We start from the raw sequence: 26,250 nt of genomic DNA, 5'->3' as shown, positions 1-26,250 counted from the left end.
ATAATTTTCTCAAGTGAGGTAAGAAAAAATGATTTTTGGCGTGGGCATTGATGCAGTTGAAGTTGAACGAGTAGCCAAGATTGTCGCTAAGGGTGATGGTTTTGCCAAAAAAGCTTTAACCCCGAAAGAATTCGCACAGTATCAAAAAATGGTTGGTAAACGAAAAGTTGAATATTTAGGCGGCCGTTTTTCACTGAAAGAGTCTTTTTCAAAGGCAATGGGTACTGGCTTAGGGGAAAAAATCGGTTTAATGGATGTTGAAACCCTATGGGATGAAAACGGGCACCCGGTGACAACTTCGCCAAAATTCGATGGTCAAATTTTTTCGAGTATCACTCATGATAATCATGAAATAATAACTTTAGTTGTATTGGAGAAGTGAATATGGTTCCTGGAATACATCGTCCGGCAGCTGTTTATGTCGATTTAAGTGCAATTAAGCAAAATATTGAGCAAGAGTTAAACCACCTTGAGCCTGGGCAAAAATTATTTGCCGTAATTAAGGCTAATGCGTATGGTCATGGTGCCGTTAAAGTTGCTCAATTAGCCGCTAAAAATGGTGTCAGCGGTTTTTGCGTAGCAATTTTAGATGAGGCCCTTGAACTTCGCCGAGCGGGAATTACCCAGCCAATTTTGGTCCTGGGAGTTACCCCTGAAGAATACGTCACCTTGGCGGCCAAAAATGATATATCACTGACCGTGCCTGACTTTGAATGGCTAAATACAGCAGACCAAGAGCTTAACAATACCGGTTTGCAATTGAAAATTCATCTGGCGGTTGATTCAGGAATGGGGCGGATTGGTTTTAGCGAGGATGAGGAATTTCTCCAAGCTAATGACTTTTTGCTTGATAACCCGCACTTCGAAGTAGAAGGTTTGTTCACGCACTTTGCTTCCGCGGATAGCAGTGATGATACCTACTTTAAAACCCAGGTAGAACGGTTCAGGCATCTTAAGAGTTTACTGAAAGTAAAACCTAAATGGATTCATGTGGATAACACGGCAGCCAGTATCTATGGTAAAAAGGTGCACAGTGATTTAGTTCGGTTTGGTATCGGGCTTTATGGCCTTAACCCATCCTCAAATCCAAGTACTCCGGATTTACCAGCACAAATTAGACTAAAGCCAGCATTATCTTTGGAGAGTGAACTAGTTCAGGTTCACACCATTCACAAGGGGCAAGGTGTTGGTTATGGTTCAACTTATATTGCTGATTGTGACCAAATTATCGGTACAATTCCACTAGGTTATGCAGATGGGTTTATCCGCAAATTTCAAGGCTTTAAAATCCAGGTCGGAGACGAATATTGTCCAATTGTAGGGCGGATTTGCATGGATCAGCTGATGGTACGTTTACCGTATGAGATGCCGACCAAAACTAAAGTGATTTTGATTTCAAATGATCCTACTGCTCCGAATAATATTAAGGCTGCGGCGGACTATGTTGATTCAATTCATTACGAAGTGGCTTGCTTACTAGACGACCGCTTGCCACGCATCTACCGTGAAGGATAAATTGGCTAGATATTTTTATTTAGTATTTCTAGCTTAAATGATTAAATAAATATCAGTCAAAGACTTAGAGGTACAATTTAGTCATGATGTATTAACTTATTTACTTGAAGAAAATAGTAAGGGTAGCCATCTGCCATCTAAATCTGTGTCCTTTAAAAGTTAAAAGCATACAAAAAGCGACTAATTTCTCAAACTAAGAGAGGTTAGCCGCCTTTTTGCTATTAGAAAATAGTTAATCTAACAAAGTTTTGCTAGTTACAATTATTGATAATTAATCATCAATTGGCTTACTCATAAATACGCCAGGATTTTCATCACTCATAATCGTCATCCCTGCCTGCAAATCTTCAATTTCTGCTACTACGTAGCTCTTTGCTTCCAAGCGCTTCACGATCAATTTCATCGTGTCTTCTGTTACTCCGGCTGGCAAAGTAAAGAGAATTCGCCGAACAAAATTGTCATTAACCTCGGCCGAGGAGGCATCGAGACTCATTACACCAGCAATTTCCGAATATTTACTAATTGCTTTTGCCATTTTAACTAGATTACCCCGAGAATTATCGGTTAAAACCGTCAAAACATATGATCCAGTCTTGATGTTCCAAGCATCGGATAACATATCAAGCAAGCGGGAGTGCGTTAAAATACCATAAAATTTATTTTCTTCGTCTAAAACCGAAATGTATGGTAAATCCTTAATTGTGAAGAAAACTTTAAAAAATGGTGAATTAACTTTAATTGTTTTGGTGGCGTTTTTGAGCAGATAGGTAACCGGCAAACTCATGTCTTTACCCTGAGATTTATGGCGGTAGATGTGCATCTTATAAATGTTTCCGCGGAAAATCGTCCCAGTATCATCTAAGATAGGCACACACCGATAGCCAGAGTCTTCTAAAATTTTAAGTGCTTCTTCAAGTGTTGCGTGTTCGTTAACTGTAGTTAGATAATCTTTTTTGATAACTAAAGATTTAATCAGCATGAAACTGCCTCCATTTTAAAAATAATCTGATTAGTCAACCATCACTCAAATGGTTTTTATTAAATAAAAATTAGAATAATTTTATTGAACAAATAGAGTTTAGCACGAGCTTGCCAAATTAAAAAGCTTTTTTACCGACTGAAATCAAAGTGTAATAGTCTTGGGCAATTTGCTTTTGGCAGGATGTGCTATTATTAAGTGCGACTAAAAGTAAGGGGTAATTTGATGAAAATAATTGCTGGCCTGGGTAATCCAGGCAGAAAATATGATGGTACAAAGCATAATACTGGTTTTATGGCAGTTGACCATTATTTACGGAAAAATGCGCTTGAACTTGAACGGGAAAAGTTCGAGGGTAAATATACAAAACAAAAAATTAATGGTGAAGATATTATCCTGCTTGAACCACAAACTTATATGAATGATTCTGGACGGTCAGTCGCTCAGTTTGCCCGTTTTTTCAAGGTTGAGCCACAAGATATCTTGATTATTCATGATGATATGGATATGCCATTGGGCAAAATCCGCATTCGTGCAAATGGTAAATCAGGCGGTCATAATGGTATTAAGAGCATTATCCGTGATCTAGGTTCCAGTAATTTCAACCGCTTGAAAATTGGAATTCGGCACCCAGATAATGTTACTGAAGCCAGTGTTATTTCGTGGGTCTTGTCCCCGTTTAATGCTGAGCAAAAAGACTTAATGGATGCTGCTTTTGAAACTAGCAGTGAGGTCATTGCCGATTTTATTGCTGGTAAAAGCAGTCAGTTTTTGATGAATAAGTATAACTAAATCATGCGTTTGACAGACTTAATCGAAAAAGATCAGGATTTAACCGCGTTTATTGCCAAAGCGGTACAAGTTAAAAATTCACTAATCACGGGCGCTAATGCCGGTGCTTTTAGTCTGCTCTTATGTCAGATTGTAACGACACTCAAGCAGCCTTTAATATTAATTGAGGAAAACGAAAATAAAGCTCAGAAACTGTATAGTGAATTAAATGCGGTTATGCCGGATAATACTGTTCAAATTTTTCCACTTGATGCAACAATTGCTACGCAAACCGCTGTTAGTTCTCCTGATGAATTGAGCAGCAGAATCCAAACGCTGAACTTTTTGTTAAGCAAACAAATGGGAATTGTGGTAACGACGCCGCAAGGAATGCAGTATCAACTTTCACAGCCTGAACAATATCAAGCTACTAGAAGAGCCTTTACCCCGGGTAAAGAGTTTGAATTATCTGAACTAACTAACTGGTTAATTCAAGCAGGTTATCGGCGGGAAAACTTGGTTGCGCGGCCGGGTGAATTTGCTCTAAGAGGAGATATCCTTGATATTTACCCGCTTGATCGCGAAAATCCGATCAGAATCGAGTTCTTTGGTGACGAAATCGATACGATTAAGAAATTTGACCTAGCAAGTCAGCGCAGTCAAAAGCAGGTAGAAGAAGTTACGATTGGGGCAGCGCAAGACCGTGTATTTACAGCTGCTGACTTTAGTCGTGCGGCAAAAATGATTACGAAGGCAATGGGCGATGCTCCCGCTCCAAAAGAGGCCGTCAAAGACCACTTTACCCAAATTCTGGATGAATTAAATGGTGGGACTTTACCGCAAAATTATGCTTTTTTAGTTGATTTTTTACTAGCAAAACCAAGTAGCTTACTGGACTATTTAGATTCGGATGGACTAATTTTACTTGACGATTGGCCGTTAATTGATCAGGCGGTAAAGACAGTTGACCAACAAAATGCCGGCTTTATTGATGATGAATTAAAAACGGGTGCAATGTTGCCAGGGCAGCAGTTACGGGCTGACTTTCACCGCATTTGGTCCAAGGATCAGCATCACCACATTTATTTTTCACTCTTTCAGCGTAGCATCGGCCGCGTAAGACTTGGACAGTTATTTGATTGGCAGACACGTGAGCCGCAACAGTTTTTCAGTCAAATGCCGCTAATCAAAACTGAAATTGAATCGTACCAAAGAAACGGCCAAACGGTTGTCTTACAAGCAGATAATCCTAAACGGGCACGGCAGATTAGTCAGACGATGGCCGAATTTGGGATGGATATTCCGGTGGTTAATGTGGCAGATATTTCTGAGCAGCAAACACAAATTATTGTGGGTTCATTCACCAGCGGCTTTACGTTGCCAAATAATAATTTAGTTTATCTAACAGAACATGAACTGTTTAATAAAACGACCCATCACAATCGCCGAATTAAAACACTGGAAAATGCCCAGCGTTTGCGCAATTATACGGAGCTTAAGCCGGGCGATTATGTTGTTCACGTCAATCATGGGATTGGACGCTTTGAAGGAATTAAGACCCTAGAAAATAATGGGGTTAAACGTGATTATATTACAATCACTTATCAGCACGGCGATCAGCTATTTGTGCCAGCGGATCAACTGAAATTAGTTCAGAAATATGTTGCTTCGGAAGGTAAGACGCCACATGTTAACAAGCTAGGCGGAACTGAATGGGCTAAAACCAAACGCAAGGTTCAATCGAAGGTGGAAGACATTGCGGATGATTTGATTGATTTATACGCCAAGCGTGAATCTGAAAAGGGCTTTGCATATTCTCCCGATGATAGTTTGCAACGCGAATTTGAGGATGCCTTTCCGTACGTAGAAACACCTGACCAATTGCGTTCACTGAAAGAAATCAAGCATGATATGGAGCAAGATAAGCCGATGGACCGCCTATTGGTGGGGGATGTTGGCTTTGGTAAAACCGAGGTGGCATTGCGCGCGGCTTTTAAGGCTATTCAGGACAATAAACAGGTAGCTTTTTTGGTACCAACTACCATTTTGGCCCAACAACACTATGAAACAATCCAAGATCGGTTTAAAAACTTTCCGGTCAATTACGCTGTTTTATCTCGCTTTCAAACTCCAGCTGAAGCTAAAAAAATCACAACGGGGTTAAAGGATGGCAAAATTGACTTGGTTGTTGGAACGCACAGGTTATTATCAAAAGATGTCCAGTTTAAAGATCTCGGATTGCTAATCGTTGATGAAGAGCAGCGCTTTGGCGTTAAACATAAAGAGCGGCTAAAGGAATTAAAGGCCAATATCGATGTCTTAACTTTGACGGCAACGCCAATTCCGCGAACGCTTCACATGTCAATGGTGGGAGTGCGTGATTTATCTGTTATGGAGACACCGCCATCTAACCGTTATCCGATTCAAACTTATGTGATGGAACAAATTCCTAGCGTCATTAAGGATGCCTGCTTGCGCGAAATGCAGCGCGGTGGCCAAGTCTTTTACTTACACAATCGCATTGATGATATTGATGAAGTTGTTAATCATTTAGAAGATTTGATGCCAACGGCTAGGATTGTGAGTGTCCATGGACGCATGAGCAAGAACCAGATGGAAGATATTCTGTACCGTTTCTTGAATCGTGAATTTGATATTTTGGTGACCACCACAATTATTGAAACAGGCATCGACATGCCCAACGTTAATACAATGATTATTGAAGACGCCGACCATTATGGGTTAAGTCAGCTATACCAGTTGCGTGGCCGCATTGGCCGGAGCGCACGGCTAGCCTATGCTTATTTCTTGTATCAGCCTAACAAGGTGCTCACGGAAATAGGTGAAAAGCGGCTTGATGCTATTCGTGATTTTACCGAGCTTGGTTCGGGTTTCAAAATTGCGATGCGTGATTTGTCAATTCGTGGAGCAGGCAATATGCTGGGCGCCCAACAGCACGGCTTTATTGATAGTGTTGGGTATGATTTGTATTCACAGATGCTGGCAGATGCCATTAAAACGCGTAAGGGCAAGAAAAAGCTTAAAAAGAGTAACGCAGAAATTGATCTGGGCTTGGAAGCATATATTCCGGAAAGTTATATCGCTGACCAGGAAGAAAAGATCGAGTTCTACAAGAAAATTAAGGCGGCTGATGTTGATGAAATTGCACAAATTCAGGATGAGTTAATTGATCGCTTTGGTGATTATCCGGAGCCGGTTGAAAATCTCCTCGCAATTTCGAAATTGAAGACTGAGGCGGATCTGGCACAGGCTTTAACTATTACTAAAAGCAATAATCAAGTCAAAGTTGAATTTGATAACGAGGCAAGCCGAGAGCTGGAAGGACCGAATATTTTTAAAGCCTTGGAACATGTGAGTTTAAAGGCTAGAATTAACCTATCGCCACAAAAACGGTTAATTGTTTTATTGGAATTGCCAGCTAAAATTCAGAGCAGACAGCTTTTTAATGAATTAACAACATTTATGGCCGGCGCTAATGATATTATTCAAAGATAATTTGAGGTAAAAAAATGAGAATAGATAAATTTTTAAAAGTTTCCCGTTTGGTCAAAAGACGTCCTGTAGCTAAGGAAATGGCCGATCAGGGTCGAATCAAAGTTAATGATAAGGTCGTTAAGTCGAGTTACGATGTCAAGATCGGTGATGTTATTGAAGTCGGCTATGGCGCTAAAGAAGTAAAAGCCAAGGTCTGTGACATTAAGGAAACAACCAAAAAAGCAGAAGCAAGTGAACTATACGAATTAGTTGATTAATTACTTTGTTATTTAATGACTTTTATAAGTGGTCTTGCTATAATGAAATTAGTAATTTTAGTAATAGAAGGAAAAAATTATGAAAGGACCACGTATTTACAATTCGCTTAGTCCAGAAGAGCGAGTTGCACGCTTGAGAAAAAAGCAGGAAAAACGGGAAAAAGAAGTACATCGTGTTCGACGCAACAGGATTATTGCGGCTTTTTTAGTTTTGTTTGCCTTTTTAGGCATTCAACTAGCGGTTACGCATGCGCAAACTAACCGCATTAATGAGCAAGTGCAAACGTCTAAGAAATCGTTAAAGCAGATTAATAATCAGAAAAAGATTTTATTGGCTAAACGCGATGACTTGAAGGATCCTGACTACGTGGCCAAACTTGTTCGCTTCAAGTTCTTGTATTCTAAACCAAATGAAACAGTTTATAATTTACCTGAGGACAAAGATAACAATTAATGAAATACCAAGTAGGACAGCGCGTTACTGGTAAAATTAACAACATTACCGATTTAGGCATCTTCGTATCGCTACCGCAAAATGCTTCGGGCCTTATTCACCATAATGATTTTGGCGATAACTGGCTGCATGAAAAGCGCCACTATCAGGTCGGAGAGACGATTAGAGTAGTCGTAATTAATAACTTCAAAGGTAAAATAGGGTTATCAAAAACGCGGATTAATGATCCTAGTTTAATTGACCATACTAATGAATTTTCAACCACCAAAAAAGAAGACTTCTTAACCGTTTTAGCTAAGACAGTTGCTGATGCCGAAAAGGAAATTAACAAATTACAGCAAGAATTGACCGATTATGCTAGTTGATGATTTTTTTAAGCGTCATAGGTTGCCCCTTGAGAATAAGACGCTCGTAGTTGCTACTAGTGGCGGCCCCGATTCGATGGCACTGCTAGATATGCTGGAGGAACTTCAGTCGCAGTATCATTTAGCCATCATTGCGGCCCACTTAGATCACCAATTACGTGCTGATTCGGCTCGTGAAGGTGAAGTAATTGCAGCTTATTGCCGTGATAAGCCAATTAAGGTGGTTAATGGGTTGTGGCCGACTGCTTTACATCCCCAAAAAGGAGTTGAAGCTGCCGCCCGCGAATATCGGTACCACTTTTTAGTGCAAGTGATGCAAGAAAACAATGCCGATTATCTCTTGACTGCACATCATTGTGACGATCTTTTAGAAAATATTTTATTGAAGTTTATTCGTTCGGGAAATCCTAGTGAAATGAATAGCTTACAGGCCGTAACTAAAATGAAAGACAGGACGCTCTTGCGTCCGTTTTTGTCTTTAGAAAAAGAAACGCTGCTGAAATATGATCAGGAAAAGCAGATTCCGTATGTGATTGATGAGACCAACAATGAAGACGACGTTTTGCGCAACCGTCTGCGCCATCACCTTGTTCCATTATTAAAACAAGAAAATCATCAAATTGGTCAGAATGCTCTGCGCTTTACTAACCAGCTTAATTTGGTAGATTCATTGGTTGAGTTAGAATTTAGCCAGCTCGGACAGCCAGAGAATTTTTTAGGAATTGCTTACCGCATCAAAACTTCGCATCTTGCATCTTTATCTAAAAAGCAACAGCTTTTTTACTGGCAGTATTTTATTTGGCAAAAATTTCATATTCGCGTCAATGAGCATTTAGGCGAGTTTAACTTAATTACTTACCAAGCCTATTTTTATCTTTACCAAAATAATTTGCCACCGCAAGAAAAACTGCATCATGTTAGTGTAGGGCAAAAGTTCGGTTTTAATAATCGCCACTGCTTAATTACAACCAGGCCGTGTACTTCTGGCAAGCTAGTTGGACGGTTTTATGCTCCAGCTAGTGCAGCTCTAGTCGTTGGTTCACTAACTCCCGGCACGCGGCTGGAGTTAATATCAGGGCAGCACGTTAAAAGCAAGAAAAAATTTGCTGCTAAGGGAATCCCCAATGTTTTACGCCCATACTGCTTGGCAGTGTTGGCAGATGAGGTGCCCGTTTTTGTTGAAAAAACGTATGTTAAGCAAAATAAGCGAACTGAATTGCAGCAATATTATTTATATGACAATATTTAATAAGATATTTTAAAATATTAGAGCATCACTGAAATTTGTGTTAAACTTTTATTCGTATATCCTTAGGAACTTTGCGGAGGTTTTTTATGAAAAATAACCGGAATCGGCTGTTTTCAAACGGCTTGTTCTATATTGTTGTTTTCCTGTTATTATTGGGGGGAATCAACTGGGCACTTGGTGGAACTGATAATTCCGGTGGTAGTGAAAACATTAGCTACTCGGAATTTGTGAAGGATTTAAATGACGGAAAAGTTAAAAACTTTAACGTTCAGCCTTCCAATGGTGTTTACACTGTATCAGGCAGTTACAAGACTGCTCAGGGTACCAAGGGACAGTCAAAAAATAGTTTTGACTTCTTCAATGGTAATTCTGGTTCTAAAGTAACGCGTTTTTCGACAACGATGTTGCAAAATGATTCAAGTGTTTCGAATGTTCAAAACTTAGCTGAAAAGAGTGGTACGAAGATGACCACTCAGGGCGAATCACAGTCTGGCAATTGGATTTCCACGATTGTGATGCTTGTGCCAACCATTTTGTTCATCGTGATGCTTTGGATGATGATTAGTCAAAGCAGTGGCGGTGGCCGTGGTGGTAACGGCGGTATCATGAATTTTGGTCGCTCACACGTTAAGCCAGAAGATCCGAAGAAAAATAAAGTTCGTTTCTCTGATGTTGCAGGTGAAGAAGAAGAAAAGCAAGAATTGGTTGAAGTGGTTGAGTTCCTTAAGAATCCAGCCAAATTCACCAAGCTTGGTGCTAAAATTCCGTCTGGTGTTTTGCTTGAGGGTCCTCCGGGTACTGGTAAGACCTTACTTGCGCGGGCAGTTGCTGGTGAAGCCAATGTACCATTTTTCTCAATTTCTGGTTCAGACTTTGTAGAAATGTTTGTCGGTGTTGGTGCCAGTCGTGTACGTGATTTATTTACCAATGCTAAGAAAAATGCACCAAGTATTATCTTTATCGATGAAATTGATGCAATCGGTCGTCGTCGTGGTAGCAATGCCAGCGGTGGTGGTAACGATGAACGTGAACAGACCTTAAACCAGTTGTTAGTTGAAATGGATGGTTTCGAGGGCAATGAAGGTGTTATTGTTATTGCCGCAACTAACCGGTCCGATGTATTGGATCCAGCTTTGCTTCGTCCTGGTCGTTTTGACCGGAAAGTCTTGGTTGGTACTCCGGATGTTCGCGGACGTGAAGCTATTTTACGGGTTCACGCTAAGAACATGCCGTTAGCTGACGACGTTGATTTAAAGGAAATTGCGCGCCAAACACCAGGTTTTGTTGGTGCCGATTTGGCTAACCTGTTGAATGAAGCTGCATTGCTTGCTGCTCGGCGCAATGGCAATGAAATTACTGCAAGTGATTTAGATGAAGCAGAAGATCGTGTCATTGCCGGTCCAGCTAAGCGTAATAGCATGATTTCTAAGAAAGAGCGTCAGCGAGTTGCCTTTCACGAAGCCGGTCACTCCATTTGTGGGCTGGTCTTAAGCGATTCACGGACAGTTCGTAAAGTTACTATCGTACCTCACGGACGGACTGGCGGGTACAACCTGATGTTGCCAAAAGATGACCAGTTCCTGTTGACTAAGAAACAATTAATGGAACAAATTGTCGGTTTAATGGGTGGTCGTGCAGGTGAAGAAGTTGTTGTTGGTGACCAATCAACTGGTGCCTCAAACGACTTCGAGCAGGCAACGCAAATTGCTCACAGCATGGTTGTTAATTACGGTATGACCGATTCTTTAGGAATGGTTGAGCTCGAAAAAGAGGGCGAAACTAATCCATACGGCTTTAAACCATATAGTGAAGCAACTTCTGCTAAGATTGATGAAGCAGTGAAGAAGATTCTTGACGAAGCTCATGAACAAGCGGTTGAAATTGTTAAGAATAACCGTGAAAAACACCGCATCATTGCAGAAGCCTTGCTGAAGTATGAAACTTTGGACGAAAAGCAGATTATGTCACTCTACACTACTGGAAAAATGCCTGAAAAGACGGTTGAAGAATATCCAAGTGAGTCTAAAGCGTCAACTTATGAAGAAGCAAAAGCTGCTGCTGAAAAGAAAGAAAATCATAAGGCAGATGGTGCAGATTCATTGCCACCAAGTGAGCAAAAACAAGAGCAAATTTCTGAAGAGGAAAAATCCGAAACTCCTTTAGAAAAGAATAAAGAAGCAGAAGAAAGAAATCCTGAGAATCCAGAAAAGCTTGAATTTCCTGAGGAAAATGGTTCAGAAAAAGCAGATAATGCTGAGTCTGGACAAAACAAAGATTCTAATTTAAGTGATGACGATCACTCTGATGATCATTCACAAAATTAATAATTAATAGGGCCTGTGTTGGGCTCTATTTTTTTAGGAGAATAAAAATGAGCGACTATTTAATTAAAGCAATTGATAAAACTAAAAATTTACGTTTGTTAACGATTAATGCCAAAAATTTAGTACAAGAAGCACAAACTAGACACGACACTTGGTCTGCTTCTTCTGCCGTTTTAGGGAGAACTTTAGTTGCTGGTGTATTGCTAGCAGGGGCTGAATTGACTGATCAAGAGGAGTTAACTGTTCGCCTGCTTGGCAATGGTCCTGTTGGACCAACGATTGTTACGGCTAAGTCTGACTTAACGGTTAAAGGTTATGTGAAAAATCCGCATATTGCATTACCGCCGAAGGATGATGGTCATATTGATGTTAAAAAGGCAGTGGGCGAAGGTTGGCTCGAAGTGACCAAAGATTTAGGTTTGAAAGAACCATACACAGGGCAAGTACCAATCGTTTCTGGCGAAATTGCCGAAGATGTTGCATACTATTTAACAAAGTCGGAACAAATTCCTTCTGCTGTTGGACTGTCCGTTTTTGTTAATCCCAATAATTCAATTGGCGCTGCTGGTGGTTTTATGTTGCAAGCCTTACCGGGAGCAAGTGATTCTTTAATCGATCATACAATTGAGCGGATTAACAATTTGCCAGCACTGTCTAGTTCATTCTTAGATGGGATGACGCCTGAAGAGTTAGCCAAGTTAATTTTGGGTGATGACTGCAAGATTTTAGCAAAAGACGATGTTGCATTTAAATGTGATTGCTCGAAAGAAAAATATGCCCAAATTTTGGCCACACTCAAAACGAGTCAATTGCAAGAAATGATTGCCAAAGATCATGGTGCAGAATTAACTTGCAATTTCTGTGGTAACAAGTATAACTATACAGAAGAGGAGTTAAAGGCAATTTTAGCTGATAAAAAGTAATATTTAGTTCGACAAAAGTTAGTGTTAAATAACGATATTTTTATAAAAAGGTAAAAGTCATGATATTCAACTACTTGAAAAAATTAATTTTAAAAATCGGTGTTGCTCGGGTCATGGCTTTTATTGTGCTTTTAATTATTAGTTATGCGGTGTATTTTTTACAGCCTTATTTGATTAATCAGTTATTTGCGCAAAAGCAAACGCAAACTAACAGGGTAATTGTTCTGTTATTACTAGCAATTTCACTTATGATGATGCCGCTAATTAATTGCCTCAATAACGGTTTTATCCAGGCTGTGCGCAAATATTCCAAACAGGAACTATGGGCAGATATTACTAAAAAGCCGCTGAGTTATTTTGCTAGACAATCGGTTGGCAAAGTCCAGAGCTATATTAAGGATGTATCCTTTGCTTGTCGCGAATTAGAACAAACTAGTTTAGCTGTTGTAATTCAAATGGCTGTGATGTTAATTTTATATACGATCCTGCTTAGTCTGCAAAATATTTGGCTGGGGTTGGCTTACTTATTGTTTTTTATTGGTTACCTATTAGTTTCGATAATGATGGCAAGGAAAAATCGGCAAAATGTGGCTTCTTCTTTAAGTAGTGCCTCTAAAGTTAATGAGTATATTGTTGATTATTATCGTAATGTTGAAACAATTATGTCGAGTGACGCAGCTAAATATGAACAGGACAAGATGGACAAAATTCTTGCCCACGAGCAAAGTTCATTTATCAAAGTCCAAGCAATTACAAACAAGGCAGCGCTGCTGCAACAATTAATGATTGTTGTCTTAGCTTGTGTGATTGCAGGAATTAGTCAATTTTTATTAGGCACTCATGACTCACAGTCTCTTTCAATTGTGTTGATTTTATTGTATTCCATCTTAAATTTGTCCGGTTTTGGTACACAATATTTGGCAATTGAGGAACTGTTAAACCGGATTCGGGCAGGGCTTGCTGAACTTGAATACGGTAAAGCAGAAAAAGTTCCACTCACTTGCTTCCACCTGGATGGCAGTAAACAAGAAATTATCATTAATGGCATCAGTTATTCATATCACGGACAACACCCGGTTTTAAGTAATTTAAAGCTCAATTTTAAAAAGGGCGAAATGTCGGCGCTGATTGGGCCGAACGGAGCGGGAAAGAGTACCTTGCTAAAAATTATCAGTGGCTTTTATCAACCGGATAAAGGGCAGATTATTCTTCCGTTTAGTGATAGGCCTACCATAATGTATGTGGCGCAGGATGCCTCCTTGTTTAATCGGTCCCTAATGGCTAATATCTGTTATCCAGACCATCAAGTTGATCTTCAGAAAATTTACGGCTTAGTCCAGGAAATTGGGTTAGATTCACTGATTAAATCCCCGACTGATTTAATTGATAAAACGCCTGGAGATTTTAAGAATAAAATTTCAGGCGGTGAGGAACAAAAAATCCTCTTTATGCGGGCGATCATCACTAAACCACAAATTTTGTTATTAGATGAATTTACAAGTAATTTGGATGAAAAATCGATTGCTACCGTCTATAAAATGCTTAAACAATATATACCTAAGAGTACGATTATTAGTGTCATTCACCGGACAGCCGAACTTCGCTATTATAAACATGTGGTGGAGTTGTAAAAACTAGGGCTAGCACTTAATTATTCCTTAAAATTAGGGTGCGGCAATTACTAAATTTGATTATAATGGAGAAGTTGAATCGAAATAGAATAAGGAGTGTAACTAAATGCTAAACGTGTATATTGTGCGTCACGGTCAAACTGATACTAATAAAACCTTAGCCATTAATGGTTCAGGAACCAACCTGCCCTTAAACGAAACGGGAATTAAGCAGGCTGAAGCTTTACGTGATAGTTTTGACATTAATAAAATTGATTATGTCTACGCCAGCCCCTTAACTAGGGCTAAGCAAACGGCTGAGATATTGAATCAAAATAAGCACAACATTATTTATGATAACCGGCTTAAGGAAATGAATTATGGTAATTGGGACGGAAAATCTGCTGTAGATATTCGCTCGAAATACCCACAGGCCTTTGATGATTTAGGGTATTTTACTGAAAATTATACTAATTATTGTACCGGTGAAAGTTACGAGCATTTAGCTGCACGTTTAACCGACTTTTGGCATGACCTGGTTCAGCGGCATGTGAATGAATCAGTTGCATTGGTATTCCATGGTACTGCTTCGCGGTCGATGGTACAGAACATTTTAGGAAGTAAGAAAATTTCTAAAATTGGTGAAATGCAAAATGCTGGTGTCACCAATATTTCAGTTGACGATCATAGTAAAGAAGCCTTTTTGCGTTACTACAATCGGGTTGCACCGTGCAATTTCTTTATTGAATAATCAAAAATTAAATTACTTAAATTTTAGCATGCATAATAGCCAGAAATTTTGCTTATAAGATCCTTTTTGTTATGATGTTAAAGTATTTGAAAGGATGATTTGGTGAATAATAGCTGGAAAATTCGCGAAATAACCATCCCAAACCGGGTTGTTGTAGCGCCGATGGCCGGAGTATCGAATTCGGCTTTTCGGATGATTTGTAAGGAATTCGGTGCCGGCTTGGTTGTATGCGAGATGATTTCTGATCATGGAATTATTTATCGCAATAAAAAAACAATGTCGATGATGCAGGTTGATCCGCGTGAACACCCAATGAGTATTCAAATTTTTGGTGGTACAGAGGAAACCCTGCTTGAAGCGGCACAATATATTGATCAACACACGGCGGCTGATATTATTGATATTAATATGGGGTGTCCGGTGCCAAAAATCACTAAGACCGATGCGGGGTCGAAGTGGCTTTTGGATGCTAACAAAATTTATCAAATGGTGCACGCCGTAGTCCAAAATGTTTCTAAGCCCGTTTCCGTTAAAATGCGGATTGGTTGGGATCGTAAACATATTTTTGCGGTTGAAAATGCCTTAGCTGCCCAAGAAGCGGGTGCCAGTATGATTGCGATGCACGGCAGAACTCGGAAACAAATGTATGCCGGTGAAGCAGACTGGGAGACGCTTCATGAGGTAGCTCAAGTACTTGACGTGCCATTTGTTGCTAACGGTGACATTACAACACCTGAACTTGCTAAAAAGGCCTTAGATGAAATTGGCTGTACCGCCGTCATGATTGGTCGCGCTGCTTTAGGTAATCCGTGGATTGTCAAAGATATGGTGCATTATTTGGACACTGGTGAAAAGCTCGCACCTCAGACGGTTCGTGAGCGGGTAGCAACTGCTAAACACCAGTTGAAGGGCCTAGTAGATCTTAAAGGTGAAAAAATTGCTGTCCCAGAGTTTAGGCAACAAGCAGCATATTATTTGAAGGGAATTCCCCGTTCAGCCCGTACTCGTGCTAAAATAAATGAAGTTTGGACGGCACAAGAGGTTTATGACTTACTTGACAATTTTGTTGAGGACTATGAAGCAAGGCAAGCACAAAAGGCTGTTAGAAGCGAAAATAGAAAGATAATGGAGGAAAAGTAATTGGCTAAAAGTGAAATGAACGACCAATTAATCGTTCGCCGCCAAAAAATGGAAGAATTACGCGAAAATGGGATTGAGCCATTTGGCATGAGAAAATTTGACCGGCAAGATTTGGCTCGAACTTTAAATGAAAAATACGCACAAGATGATAAGGATGAGTTAAATAGCGAGCTCCCTAAGACCAAAGTTGCTGGCAGAATGTTGGCAAAAAGAGGTAAGGGTAAAGTCGGTTTTGCTGATCTTTATGACAGAACTGGTAAGATTCAGATTTACGTTCGTAAAGACATCGTCGGTGAAGAAAACTACCAGATTTTCAAAAAATCTGATATTGGTGACTTCTTAGGTATCGATGGCGAAGTGATGAAGACCGATACTGGTGAATTAACCATTCGGGCTTTGCACGTAACTTTCTTATCTAAAGCTTTACGGCCTTTGCCAGATAAATACCATGGTTTGAAGGACGTTGAACAAATCTACCGTCAACGTTATTTGGACTTAATTACTAATCATGAAAGTTATAAACGTTTTGTTAACAGGACTAAGATTATTCAAGCAATCCGTGATTTCTTAAATGGTAAGGACTTCTTGGAAGTTGAAACGCCAGTTTTACACAATATTCCTGGTGGTGCTGAAGCTCGGCCATTTATTACCCACCACAATGCTCTTGATATTGACTTATACATGAGAATAGCACTTGAATTACCTCTTAAGCGCTTGATTGTCGGTGATATGGAACGGGTCTACGAAATTGGTCGTGTGTTCAGAAATGAAGGTCTAGATACTCACCATAACCCAGAATTTACTGAACTGGAAACCTATGCCGCATACTGGGACTTCCACGATGTGATGGATGAAGCAGAAGGCATTATTCGGGCAGCTGCTAACGTTGTTACGGATGATGGTAAGGTAACTTACCAGGGTACCGAAATTGATCTTGGCAAGCCATTCCGTCGTGTTCACATGGTTGATTTGATTAAAGAAAAAACTGGCGTTGATTTCTGGAAAGAAATGAGCGTTGAGGAAGCAACTAAGATTGCTGAAGATCATGATATCAAGGTGGAAAGTTTCTGGAAGGTTGGTCACATTATCAACGCTTTCTTTGAAAAATACTGTGAAGAAACAATTGTTGACCCAACCTTTGTCTATGGTCACCCAGTTGAAATTTCACCACTGGCTAAAAAGAATGCTGATGATCCTCGTTTCACTGACCGTTTTGAAATCTATATCATGGGCGAAGAATACGGCAATGCCTTTTCTGAGTTGAACGATCCAGATGACCAACGTGAACGTTTTGAAGCGCAAATGGATGAACGTGAAGCTGGTAACGATGAAGCCGACATGATTGATGAAGATTACTTGCGGGCAATGGAATACGGAATGCCGCCTACAGGTGGTCTCGGCATCGGTATTGACCGTTTGGTAATGCTCTTAACTGATGCGCCTGCCATTAGGGATGTTTTGCTCTTCCCAACGATGCGTCCAGAAAAGGTTGAAGATATTGACCGTGAAGTTCAGGAAGATTTGAAGAAAAAAGATCATTAACATAACATGTCTGTAAAAAGCAAGCCTTTAATTTTAATGGTTTGCTTTTTTGTAACCAATTAATAGATAATGGCAGTAAGTCACTTTTTAACACTAAATTTAACTGAAAGAGAAAAATCATAAATGACAATTGTGTATTTTGTTCGGCATGCAGAACCAGACTTAAGCAATCACAACGACTTAACCAGGCAGTTATCCAAAAAAGGGTTGGCTGATTGCCAAAAGTTAGTAGAATATTTTAGCAATCAAAACATAAGTGCCATTTATTCCAGCCCATATAAACGCGCGGTTGAGACTATTCAGCCCGTTGCCAAACAAAAAAAGTTAAAAGTTAAGCGAATTGAAGCTTTTAGAGAAAGAAAAGTCGGTGATAGCTGGATTTCTAACTTCCATGAATTTTGTGAATCCCAATGGGCTAATTTCGATTATAAATTGCCTAAAGGCGAATCTTTACGACAAACGCAACAAAGAAATATTAAGGCCTTGGAATTTGTCATTAAGAATCACGAAAAACAGCGTGTAATTATTGCTAGTCATGGAAACGCTATTGGTACGGTTATTAATTATTTTGACCCTACCTTTGACTATTTAAAGTTTAAGTCTATTCAACCGATTATGCCTTTTATTGCTAAATTTTCGTTTTCGGATTCATTGAAACAATATCGAATAATTAAATTGTTATAAATTTGCTAAAAAGACAAAGGAAAATATGCCATTTACTCATAGCCCATTTCAGTATAGTATTTAGTGATTTTTTCTCTTAATATGATCTGTAAATCTTTGGTAGCATCAAAGAAGAAGTACCAGTTTTGTAAAAGCCGTAACCAAGTACTTAATTTATGCCATGACAGCAGATCGTCTTTTTGCAATTCCTGATATCTCACTATGTCGCTTTGATTAATAAGTTCAATGAAGTTGCTAAGGGCAATTTTGTTAGCTTTAACACCTTGGTAAAATGCAAAAGCGAGTCTTTGCTCTTCATCATCGACAAAAGGTGCTTTCATATTTTTAAAAATTGTGGGAATTATTTGCATAAGCTTATTTTGATTTTGCTCAAAAAATTTGGGATGACTTAAAGCTGCACCAAGAAAGTCGCTGCCGTGGGCAATGCTATGGGCCCAGCCTTTGCCTTCAACATAGCCGCGATAATCTTTTTCGCGCAGGAGGTAGTCAATGCTCCATGCAAAGAGCTGCTTGCGCTGCTCGTTCGTCAAAATTTCCGTTTCCTGATCTGTTTCGAGTATGACGGAGCCTAATAAGGCACTGAATGATCTTAAAAAAACATTGTCATTTTGTGGTTTAGCAATATCTTTAAAGAGCTTCTTTTCTGTTATAAATGTATTAATAATAGTTTGTTCTTGCTCATGAGTAAATGCGCGTTCTAAAAAGCCGCGGGCAAATAAAGTATAGACAAGATCATCGCGAATAACTGGATCTAAGTTACCGATATTGCCCAGCAACAATTGCACTTGATTATCCGTAAATTTTAATTCGCCTTCGGGGCATCTGACTAATTTTTCTAGACTATGTTTCATTGTTATCACCAACCTCAATACAGAATTTTTCATTAATTATATATCTTGATCAAGTATTAGAGCTATAGGTAAGGGTAATTATTACTAAAAGATCGTAGAAGTTCAAAGTTTTTTCCTTTGCTGACCCCCAAAAACGCTAGGTTTGATGTGCCAGTTGCAATTTCGTGAATTTTTTTGTCAAAAAGGGTTGCAAATCAGATGGGGTTTGCTATAATAATATTTGTCTTGCGGAAGTAGTTCAGTGGTAGAACATCACCTTGCCATGGTGGGGGTCGCGGGTTCGAATCCCGTCTTCCGCTCTAAAAAATAAAGACTCACCGCGCGGTGAGTTTTTTTGTTAATCGGGAAATAGCTCAGCTTGGTAGAGCGCTACGTTCGGGACGTAGAGGTCGCAGGTTCGAATCCTGTTTTCCCGATATTTTATTTACCCCTATTGCAATGTCATTTGACATTTACACTTTGAGTTTTGTTAATTGGTCGTAGTTGAAAAAATAAAATAAACTTTGACTAGATGTTAAAGAAATAAATATTATTAAAGAGGAAACATCAATGGACAAGTATACGAAAAGCTTGATTTTAGGCTTAACGGTAGGAATCTTTGGCTTTGGTTATAGTTTGCTAGTCGATCAAAAAATTGTTTTTCCCAATAATGTAGTTAAGACCATAACTGACGCAATTGTGATGGGGCTTTTTGCCTTCTTAGTAGAAATAGTATTAAATCATTTTAATCAGCCCAAAAAATAAGTTTGCTATTGCAAACTTATTTTTTTATATCAGTCTAAGTAGAAGCCAATGTTTTAGAATGTAAATTCGCATCAAAAGTTAGTCTCTGCTATAATGAGAGCAATGTTTTTAAGTACAAAACGATTAACAAGCTTGAATCAAATTATTTTACATTTTTGCAAAAAAGTTTATAGTGTATACACGTCATTTTTAAAGGTGGTGCTATGATGAAAAAATCTTATACTAGAAGTGCAAATCAAGTCTTAGAAATTGCACGTGAACAAGCACAAAGTTTTCATCATCGCTTGATTGGTACTGAACACGTACTGCTTGCGATGGTAATTGAATCTGATGGCGAAGCAGGCAAGAACTTGCGCGCTTGGGGTGCAACGCCAACAGCTATCCGTGAAGAAATTGAGCGTTATACTGGTTATGGTTCAGCTGGCAAAACCACTTATATGGAAATGTCGCCGCGTTTAAGCATGGTATTGGCTTATGCCGGTACATTAGCTGAGCGAGAAGGCTCTTCGAAGATTAAGACCTGCCATATTTTGCTCGGACTAGTTCTTAATGATCAAATTTTAGCGTCGACCATTCTGCGTAATTTAAATATCGATTTGAGTGGCTTGCGCAATGATCTTTTCCATAGCTTAGGTGCAGACTACGATAGTATTGAGGATAACGATCAGCCTGATAACGGTAATGGTTGGTCCAACTTTAATGGTCCCGAACTAAATAGTCAATCTAATTCCAACAGTAGTACGCCTACCCTGGATCAAGTTTCAGTTAACCTGAATGAGCGAGCTGAAAACGGGGAAATTGACCCGGTAATCGGTCGTGACCGTGAAGTTGCTCGGGTAATTGAAATTTTATCTCGTCGTAATAAAAATAATCCTGTTTTAATTGGTGAACCTGGTGTGGGAAAGACAGCTGTGGCTGAAGCGATTGCTACAGCAATTGTGAACAAAAAAGTACCACACGACTTGATGGATAAGCAGGTTGTTTCTCTTGATTTAGGTGGTCTTGTTGCCGGTACAAAATACCGGGGCGAATTCGAAGACCGAATGAAGAAAATCATTAAAGAAATCACTGAAGATGGTACGATTATTCTTTTTGTCGATGAAATGCACACATTAATTGGTGCAGGTGGTGCAGAGGGCTCAATTGATGCAGCCAATATCTTAAAACCATCATTAGCACGTGGTGATATTCAAATGATTGGTGCAACAACCTTTGATGAGTATCAAAAATACGTTGAAAAAGATCAGGCTTTAGCTAGACGTTTCCAGATCGTACGGTTGAATGAACCTTCAAGAACTGAAACTAAGGCGATTTTGTCAGGATTAAAGCCGAAGTATGAAAAGTTCCACCACGTCAAGATTACCGATTCCGCAATTGAAAATGCAATTGATTTATCAAGTCGTTACATTTTCAACCGTTATTTACCAGATAAGGCAATCGACTTAATTGATGAGGCTAGTGCCGCAGTTAAAATTAAGTCAGGTAAGGGTTCAAACAATCAATTAATTCAGATTAATGAACAAATTAAAAAGGTCATTGAGCAGAAAAATGAAGCTGCCGTTAACCAAAACTTCGTTAAAGCTGCTCAATTGCAGGATCGACAAAATAGTTTACAATTGCGCCAAGATCAGCTCTCTAACCGTCTAGATCAAGCTACTAGTAAAAAGTCAACGGTTCAGCCAGAAGATGTTGCTAAAGTAGTTTCTAATTGGACGGGAGTACCTGTCACGCAGATGAACCGTGATGAAACTAAGCATTTAGCTAATCTGGAAAGCGATTTGCATAAGCGGATTATTGGCCAAGATAAAGCAGTATCAGCTGTTAGCCGTGCAGTCCGTCGTAGTCGCAGCGGCATTAAGGATGAAAATCGACCAATTGGTTCCTTCCTATTCTTAGGACCAACGGGAGTTGGTAAAACGGAACTAGCTAAGGCAATTGCTGCTTCTATTTTTGGCTCAGAAAACAACTTGATCAGAATTGATATGTCCGAATACATGGATCAAATTGCTAACAGCAAGTTGATTGGTTCCGCGCCGGGTTATGTTGGCTATGATGAGGGTGGCCAATTATCTGAACAGGTCAGACGTCATCCTTATTCCGTTGTTTTATTGGATGAAGTTGAAAAAGCGCACCCAGATGTTTTCAATTTGCTATTGCAAGTTCTTGATGATGGTTTCTTGACTGATTCTAAGGGACGCAAGGTTGATTTTAAGAACACAATTGTGATTATGACCTCTAACCTTGGCTCACGGTCTCTGTTTGAAACTAAGGAAGTTGGCTTTACGGCTGATAATTCAAGTCAAATTGAAATGCGAAAAGATCGTGTACGGCAGGCTCTAAAACAGTTCTTCCGTCCAGAATTTTTGAACCGAATTGATGAAACAATTATTTTTGATGAACTCGATCAGAAGCAGCTTCGTCAAATTGTTACCTTGTTGACCCGTAAGTTAATTAACCGGTTAAATAAACAAGGTGTTCAATTAAAAATTTCCCGTGCCGCTTTAGATAAGATTGCTAAAGACGGTTACAATCCTGAGATGGGGGCACGGCCACTTCGCAGAGCTATTCAAAAGGATATTGAAGACGAAATAGCTTCAATGCTAATCAAGGGCGACCTTAAAGAAGGCGACTTGCTCAAAATTGGTTGTAATCATAATAAATTAAAGTTTGACATTGTTAAGGCAAATGACAAAAGTCTTGTTGGCTCTAAGTAAAATTGATTGACAAGTCTATTAAAATTTGCTATATTTATGCGTGATTAAAAAGGCTGATTTTCAGGATTTTGCTGATATATTGTCCAGCAGAATAATAAAGGACAAAAACGACTACAGTTGTTTTTGTCTTTTTTATGCTTAAAAATCCCGCTTTTTGAAATTGTAACCAAAATGTAATATTAGCTTTCTCTGACAGAAAGGATGTTTTCTCCTTGTTAAATGGACACGTAGTGAATTTTGGTCAACATCGTACAAGACGTAGTTTCTCTCGTATTAAAGAAGTATTGAAACTACCTAACTTGACTGATGTCCAAACTGAATCATATAAATGGTTTTTGGATGAAGGTATTAAGGAAGTCTTCGACGACATTATGCCAATTAGTGACTTTTCAGGTAAGCTTTCGCTTGAATACGTTGGCTATAAACTACAAAAGCCAAAGTATACTGTTGATGAGGCACGTGATCATGATGCAACTTATGCTGCACCAATGCATGTAACCTTAAAGTTGACTAACCAAAAAACCGGTGAAATTAAGACCCAGGATGTTTTCTTCGGCGATTTACCATTAATGACCGAATCCGGTTCATTTATTATCAATGGTGCCGAAAGAGTTATTGTTTCGCAATTAGTTAGATCACCAAGTGTCTACTACTCCGGTGACTATGATAAGAATGGTCGGCAAATTTTTGGGACCACAGTTATTCCTAACCGTGGAGCATGGCTTGAATACGAAACTGACGCTAAAAATGTGTCATATGTTCGTGTTGACCGTACCCGTAAGTTGCCATTGACGGTTTTAATTAGAGCATTAGGAATCGGCTCTGATGGTGAAATCACTGACATTTTCGGTGATAGTGACACATTACAATTTACTTTAGATAAAGATGTGCACAAGAATCCGGCTGATTCCCGCGTTGCCGAGGCGTTGAAGGATATTTACGAACGTCTGCGTCCAGGTGAACCAAAGACAACAGATTCTTCACGTTCGCTACTTTACGCTCGCTTCTTTGATCCACGCCGCTACGACTTAGCCCCTGTTGGTCGTTACAAGGTTAATAAGAAGTTATCATTAAAGAATCGTCTTTTTGGTCAAACTTTAGCTGAAACTCTAGCTGATCCAGATACTGGTGAAATCATTGCTAAAAAAGGTACTGTTGTTACTCATGAAGTAATGGACGGTTTGGAAAAGTACCTTGACCGTGATGACTTCAAGATGGTTACTTATGAACCTTCTAAAGAAGGTGTCTTGCCAGATCCAATTAACGTGCAAGAAATTAAGGTTTACTCAAAGGTTAACCCAGAACGTGTTGTTAAGTTAATTTCTAATGGTCATATTGCTAAGGATGTTAAGTACTTAACTCCAGCTGATGTTTTGGCATCAATTAACTACTTCTTCTTATTACAAGATGAAATTGGTAATACTGATGATATTGACCACTTGGGTAACCGTCGTATTCGTCGTGTTGGTGAATTATTGCAAAATCAATTTAGAATTGGTTTAGCAAGAATGGAACGTGTTGTTCGTGAAAGAATGTCAATTCAGGATCCTTCAACAGTTACACCACAGCAATTGATCAATATTCGGCCAATTGTCGCCAGCATCAAAGAATTTTTCGGGTCATCACAACTGTCACAGTTTATGGACCAACACAACCCGCTTGGCGAATTAACGCATAAGCGTCGTATGTCTGCTTTAGGGCCTGGTGGTTTGACTCGTGACCGTGCTGGATACGAAGTCCGGGATGTTCACTATACTCAATATGGTCGTTTGTGCCCAATTGAAACACCAGAAGGACCAAACATTGGGTTGATCAACTCGCTTGCAACATACGCAATTATTAACAAGTACGGTTTTATCGAAACACCTTACCGGCGTGTTTCATGGAAGACACACAAGGTTACCGATAAGATTGACTACTTAACTGCTGATGTTGAGGATAACTACATTATTGCCGGTGCTAACACTAAGTTAAATCCTGATGGTTCATTCAAGGATGACTTAATTTTGGCAAGACACAAGGAAGATAACGTCGAAGTTAGTCCAGATAAGATTGATTACATGGACGTTATTCCTAAGCAAGTTGTTTCTGTTGCATCTGCATGTATTCCATTCTTGGAAAACGATGACTCTAACCGTGCGTTGATGGGTGCCAACCAGCAACGTCAGGCAGCACCTTTAATTAATCCACACAGCTCACTTGTTGGTACTGGTATGGAATATCGTGCCGCTCACGATTCTGGTGCAGCTATTGTTGCTAAAGCTGCTGGTACAGTTGAGTATGTTGACGCTAACACAGTTAGAATTAGACGTGATGACAGTACTTTAGACAAGTACACTCTTGAAAAGTACCGTCGTTCAAACAACTCTAAGTCATATAACCAAACACCAAACGTTAAGTTGGGTGATCGAGTTGAAGAAGGCGAAGTAATTGTCAATGGTCCAACAATGGATCACGGAGAACTTGCTTTGGGACAAAACCCAGTTATTGCCTTCATGACTTGGAACATGTACAACTACGAAGATGCCATCATGTTATCAGAACGTCTGGTTAAAGATGATGTCTATACTTCAATTAGTATTGAGGATTATGAATCTGAAGCACGTGACACTAAGCTAGGACCTGAAGAAATTACTCGCGAATTACCAAATGTTGGTGAGGATGCTTTAAAGGATCTCGATGGTCAAGGAATTGTTCGCATTGGTGCCGAAGTTCATGATGGCGATATTTTAGTTGGTAAGGTTACACCAAAAGGGGTAACTGAATTATCAGCAGAAGAAAGATTGCTACACGCCATTTTTGGTGAAAAAGCACGTGAAGTTCGTGATACTTCCCTTCGTGTACCTCATGGTGGCGGCGGAATTGTTCGCGATGTCAAGGTTTATACGCGTGAAAATGGTGATGAACTTTCACCAGGTGTAAATACCTTAGTTCGCGTTTACATTGCCCAAAAGAGAAAGATTCAAGTCGGAGACAAGATGTCTGGTCGTCACGGTAACAAGGGTACGGTTGCTGCTGTTGTTCCTGAAGAAGACATGCCATACTTACCAGATGGTACTCCAGTTGATATTTGTTTGAACCCAATGGGTGTTCCTTCACGTATGAACATTGGACAGCTGTTAGAATTGCACTTAGGTCGAGCAGCTAATAGTCTTGGTATTCACGTTGCCACTCCTGTATTTGATGGAGCCAGCGAAGATGATGTTTGGGATACTGTCCACAAGGCTGGTATCGATAAAGATGGTAAAACTGTTCTTTATGACGGTCGGACGGGTGAACCATTCCATAACCGTGTATCTGTCGGAATCATGCATTACTTGAAGCTGACTCACATGGTTGATGATAAGATTCACGCTCGTTCAATTGGGCCTTACTCATTAGTTACGCAACAACCTCTTGGTGGTAAAGCACAATTTGGTGGTCAGCGTTTCGGTGAAATGGAAGTTTGGGCACTTGAAGCTTATGGTGCTGCTTATACTTTGCAAGAAATTTTGACTTACAAGTCCGATGATGTTGTTGGACGTGTTAAGGCTTATGAGGCAATTGTTAAGGGCGATAGAATTCCTAAGCCAGGTGTGCCAGAGTCATTCCGCGTTTTAGTCAAGGAATTGCAATCTTTAGGACTAGATATTCGTGTTCTTGACATGGACCACAAGGAAATTGAATTGCGCGACATGGATGATGATTCAAATGAACATTTGAATATTGATACTTTGTCGAAGATGGCCGAAGAACAACAAAAGAAGAAGTTAGCCGAAGAAACCACAAAATCTGAAGATGAAGAAACTGAGGAATCAACACCGGTTGATACTCCTGTGGATGAATCTGATGACGATAATAAGATTTCTAAATAAGTAGGGG

The 26,250-nt window shown here is 39.6% G+C and carries 20 protein-coding genes and 2 tRNA genes; 20 read left to right on the top strand and 2 right to left on the bottom strand.

Translation table 11 applies throughout. The features are described 5' to 3' along the window. Positions 1 to 28: 28 nt before the first annotated feature. A complete protein-coding gene (acpS, locus tag J3U73_RS05270; protein WP_220268398.1) occupies positions 29 to 382 on the top strand; it encodes a holo-ACP synthase in 354 nt (117 codons plus the stop codon). A gap of 2 nt (positions 383 to 384) precedes the next feature. Then, complete coding sequence (gene alr, locus J3U73_RS05265; protein WP_267409782.1) at positions 385 to 1,515, top strand: alanine racemase; 1,131 nt, start codon at positions 385 to 387, stop codon at positions 1,513 to 1,515. A 271-nt stretch (positions 1,516 to 1,786) separates the two neighbouring features. On the opposite strand, the gene cbpA is transcribed toward alr, so the two are convergent. Beyond that, entirely contained in the window at positions 1,787 to 2,494 is a 708-nt protein-coding gene (gene cbpA, locus J3U73_RS05260; RefSeq protein WP_103752345.1) for a cyclic di-AMP binding protein CbpA, read from the bottom strand. Between the two features lie 225 nt (positions 2,495 to 2,719). On the opposite strand from cbpA, the gene pth reads away from it, so the two are divergent. The 13 genes from pth to J3U73_RS05195 all read left to right on the top strand — a co-directional run bounded on the left by pth (position 2,720) and on the right by J3U73_RS05195 (position 18,080). Beyond that, positions 2,720 to 3,286 (top strand): aminoacyl-tRNA hydrolase, encoded by a 567-nt coding sequence (gene pth, locus J3U73_RS05255; RefSeq protein ID WP_103752346.1) that lies wholly within the window; start codon positions 2,720 to 2,722, stop codon positions 3,284 to 3,286. Positions 3,287 to 3,289: 3 nt separating this feature from the next. After that, the gene (gene mfd, locus J3U73_RS05250; protein WP_267409781.1) at positions 3,290 to 6,781 is read left to right on the top strand and encodes a transcription-repair coupling factor; all 3,492 of its coding nucleotides are present in this window, start codon (positions 3,290 to 3,292) and stop codon (positions 6,779 to 6,781) included. A gap of 14 nt (positions 6,782 to 6,795) precedes the next feature. Beyond that, positions 6,796 to 7,038: an RNA-binding S4 domain-containing protein gene (locus J3U73_RS05245; protein WP_103752348.1), complete on the top strand. Its 243-nt coding sequence runs from the start codon at positions 6,796 to 6,798 to the stop codon at positions 7,036 to 7,038. 76 nt (positions 7,039 to 7,114) lie between these two features. Next, positions 7,115 to 7,492, top strand: coding sequence for an FtsB family cell division protein (locus tag J3U73_RS05240; protein ID WP_103752349.1), 378 nt, complete (start codon positions 7,115 to 7,117; stop codon positions 7,490 to 7,492). Next, entirely contained in the window at positions 7,492 to 7,857 is a 366-nt protein-coding gene (locus tag J3U73_RS05235) for a S1 RNA-binding domain-containing protein (RefSeq protein WP_267409780.1), read from the top strand. The genes J3U73_RS05240 and J3U73_RS05235 overlap by 1 nt, the downstream gene beginning before the upstream one ends. Then, positions 7,847 to 9,106 (top strand): tRNA lysidine(34) synthetase TilS, encoded by a 1,260-nt coding sequence (gene tilS, locus J3U73_RS05230; RefSeq protein WP_267409779.1) that lies wholly within the window; start codon positions 7,847 to 7,849, stop codon positions 9,104 to 9,106. Before J3U73_RS05235 ends, tilS begins: the two co-directional genes overlap by 11 nt. Positions 9,107 to 9,192: 86 nt before the next feature. After that, on the top strand, positions 9,193 to 11,430 hold the full coding sequence (gene ftsH, locus J3U73_RS05225; RefSeq protein WP_267392332.1) for an ATP-dependent zinc metalloprotease FtsH: 2,238 nt from the start codon (positions 9,193 to 9,195) through the stop codon (positions 11,428 to 11,430). A gap of 47 nt (positions 11,431 to 11,477) precedes the next feature. Beyond that, a complete protein-coding gene (hslO, locus tag J3U73_RS05220) occupies positions 11,478 to 12,353 on the top strand; it encodes an Hsp33 family molecular chaperone HslO (protein ID WP_220268387.1) in 876 nt (291 codons plus the stop codon). 59 nt (positions 12,354 to 12,412) lie between these two features. Further along, entirely contained in the window at positions 12,413 to 13,984 is a 1,572-nt protein-coding gene (locus J3U73_RS05215) for an ABC transporter ATP-binding protein (RefSeq protein ID WP_267392330.1), read from the top strand. A 106-nt stretch (positions 13,985 to 14,090) separates the two neighbouring features. Further along, entirely contained in the window at positions 14,091 to 14,714 is a 624-nt protein-coding gene (locus J3U73_RS05210) for a histidine phosphatase family protein (RefSeq protein WP_220268385.1), read from the top strand. A 102-nt stretch (positions 14,715 to 14,816) separates the two neighbouring features. Then, positions 14,817 to 15,854: a tRNA dihydrouridine synthase DusB gene (gene dusB, locus J3U73_RS05205; RefSeq protein ID WP_220268384.1), complete on the top strand. Its 1,038-nt coding sequence runs from the start codon at positions 14,817 to 14,819 to the stop codon at positions 15,852 to 15,854. Further along, entirely contained in the window at positions 15,855 to 17,396 is a 1,542-nt protein-coding gene (gene lysS, locus J3U73_RS05200; protein WP_220268383.1) for a lysine--tRNA ligase, read from the top strand. Positions 17,397 to 17,519: 123 nt separating this feature from the next. Continuing rightward, entirely contained in the window at positions 17,520 to 18,080 is a 561-nt protein-coding gene (locus J3U73_RS05195) for a histidine phosphatase family protein (protein WP_220268382.1), read from the top strand. Between the two features lie 32 nt (positions 18,081 to 18,112). Here the strand turns inward: J3U73_RS05195 and J3U73_RS05190 are convergent, their stop codons facing one another. Beyond that, on the bottom strand, positions 18,113 to 18,931 hold the full coding sequence (locus J3U73_RS05190; RefSeq protein WP_267392329.1) for a DUF2785 domain-containing protein: 819 nt from the start codon (positions 18,929 to 18,931) through the stop codon (positions 18,113 to 18,115). 227 nt (positions 18,932 to 19,158) lie between these two features. Between J3U73_RS05190 and J3U73_RS05185 the strand changes: the two genes are divergently transcribed. From J3U73_RS05185 to rpoB, 5 genes are all read left to right on the top strand, one after another. Continuing rightward, positions 19,159 to 19,230: transfer RNA gene (locus J3U73_RS05185), tRNA-Gly, on the top strand. 43 nt (positions 19,231 to 19,273) lie between these two features. Further along, a tRNA-Pro gene (locus tag J3U73_RS05180) sits at positions 19,274 to 19,347 on the top strand. 133 nt (positions 19,348 to 19,480) lie between these two features. After that, entirely contained in the window at positions 19,481 to 19,675 is a 195-nt protein-coding gene (locus tag J3U73_RS05175) for a hypothetical protein (protein ID WP_220268380.1), read from the top strand. Positions 19,676 to 19,881: 206 nt separating this feature from the next. Next, complete coding sequence (locus tag J3U73_RS05170) at positions 19,882 to 22,389, top strand: ATP-dependent Clp protease ATP-binding subunit (protein ID WP_267409778.1); 2,508 nt, start codon at positions 19,882 to 19,884, stop codon at positions 22,387 to 22,389. A 212-nt stretch (positions 22,390 to 22,601) separates the two neighbouring features. Then, a complete protein-coding gene (gene rpoB, locus J3U73_RS05165) occupies positions 22,602 to 26,243 on the top strand; it encodes a DNA-directed RNA polymerase subunit beta (RefSeq protein ID WP_220232231.1) in 3,642 nt (1,213 codons plus the stop codon). Positions 26,244 to 26,250 lie beyond the last annotated feature (7 nt).

This window comes from Lactobacillus sp. B4005 (assembly GCF_026536045.1).
GTDB classification, from domain to species: Bacteria; Bacillota; Bacilli; order Lactobacillales; family Lactobacillaceae; genus Lactobacillus; species Lactobacillus panisapium.
This window is presented reverse-complemented; position numbering and strand designations above follow the sequence as displayed.

Excerpts from the sequence above, each read along its gene's own strand:
- hslO (WP_220268387.1), top strand. The coding sequence starts at position 11,478 with ATGAGCGACTATTTAATTAAAGCAATTGATAAAACTAAAAATTTACGT.
- J3U73_RS05170 (WP_267409778.1), top strand. The coding sequence starts at position 19,882 with ATGAAAAAATCTTATACTAGAAGTGCAAATCAAGTCTTAGAAATTGCA.
- J3U73_RS05195 (WP_220268382.1), top strand. The coding sequence starts at position 17,520 with ATGACAATTGTGTATTTTGTTCGGCATGCAGAACCAGACTTAAGCAAT.
- pth (WP_103752346.1), top strand. The coding sequence starts at position 2,720 with ATGAAAATAATTGCTGGCCTGGGTAATCCAGGCAGAAAATATGATGGT.
- acpS (WP_220268398.1), top strand. The coding sequence starts at position 29 with ATGATTTTTGGCGTGGGCATTGATGCAGTTGAAGTTGAACGAGTAGCC.
- J3U73_RS05210 (WP_220268385.1), top strand. The coding sequence starts at position 14,091 with ATGCTAAACGTGTATATTGTGCGTCACGGTCAAACTGATACTAATAAA.
- J3U73_RS05215 (WP_267392330.1), top strand. The coding sequence starts at position 12,413 with ATGATATTCAACTACTTGAAAAAATTAATTTTAAAAATCGGTGTTGCT.
- J3U73_RS05190 (WP_267392329.1), bottom strand. The coding sequence starts at position 18,931 with ATGAAACATAGTCTAGAAAAATTAGTCAGATGCCCCGAAGGCGAATTA.
- ftsH (WP_267392332.1), top strand. The coding sequence starts at position 9,193 with ATGAAAAATAACCGGAATCGGCTGTTTTCAAACGGCTTGTTCTATATT.
- J3U73_RS05245 (WP_103752348.1), top strand. The coding sequence starts at position 6,796 with ATGAGAATAGATAAATTTTTAAAAGTTTCCCGTTTGGTCAAAAGACGT.
- alr (WP_267409782.1), top strand. The coding sequence starts at position 385 with ATGGTTCCTGGAATACATCGTCCGGCAGCTGTTTATGTCGATTTAAGT.
- mfd (WP_267409781.1), top strand. The coding sequence starts at position 3,290 with ATGCGTTTGACAGACTTAATCGAAAAAGATCAGGATTTAACCGCGTTT.
- J3U73_RS05175 (WP_220268380.1), top strand. The coding sequence starts at position 19,481 with ATGGACAAGTATACGAAAAGCTTGATTTTAGGCTTAACGGTAGGAATC.
- cbpA (WP_103752345.1), bottom strand. The coding sequence starts at position 2,494 with ATGCTGATTAAATCTTTAGTTATCAAAAAAGATTATCTAACTACAGTT.
- J3U73_RS05235 (WP_267409780.1), top strand. The coding sequence starts at position 7,492 with ATGAAATACCAAGTAGGACAGCGCGTTACTGGTAAAATTAACAACATT.
- tilS (WP_267409779.1), top strand. The coding sequence starts at position 7,847 with ATGCTAGTTGATGATTTTTTTAAGCGTCATAGGTTGCCCCTTGAGAAT.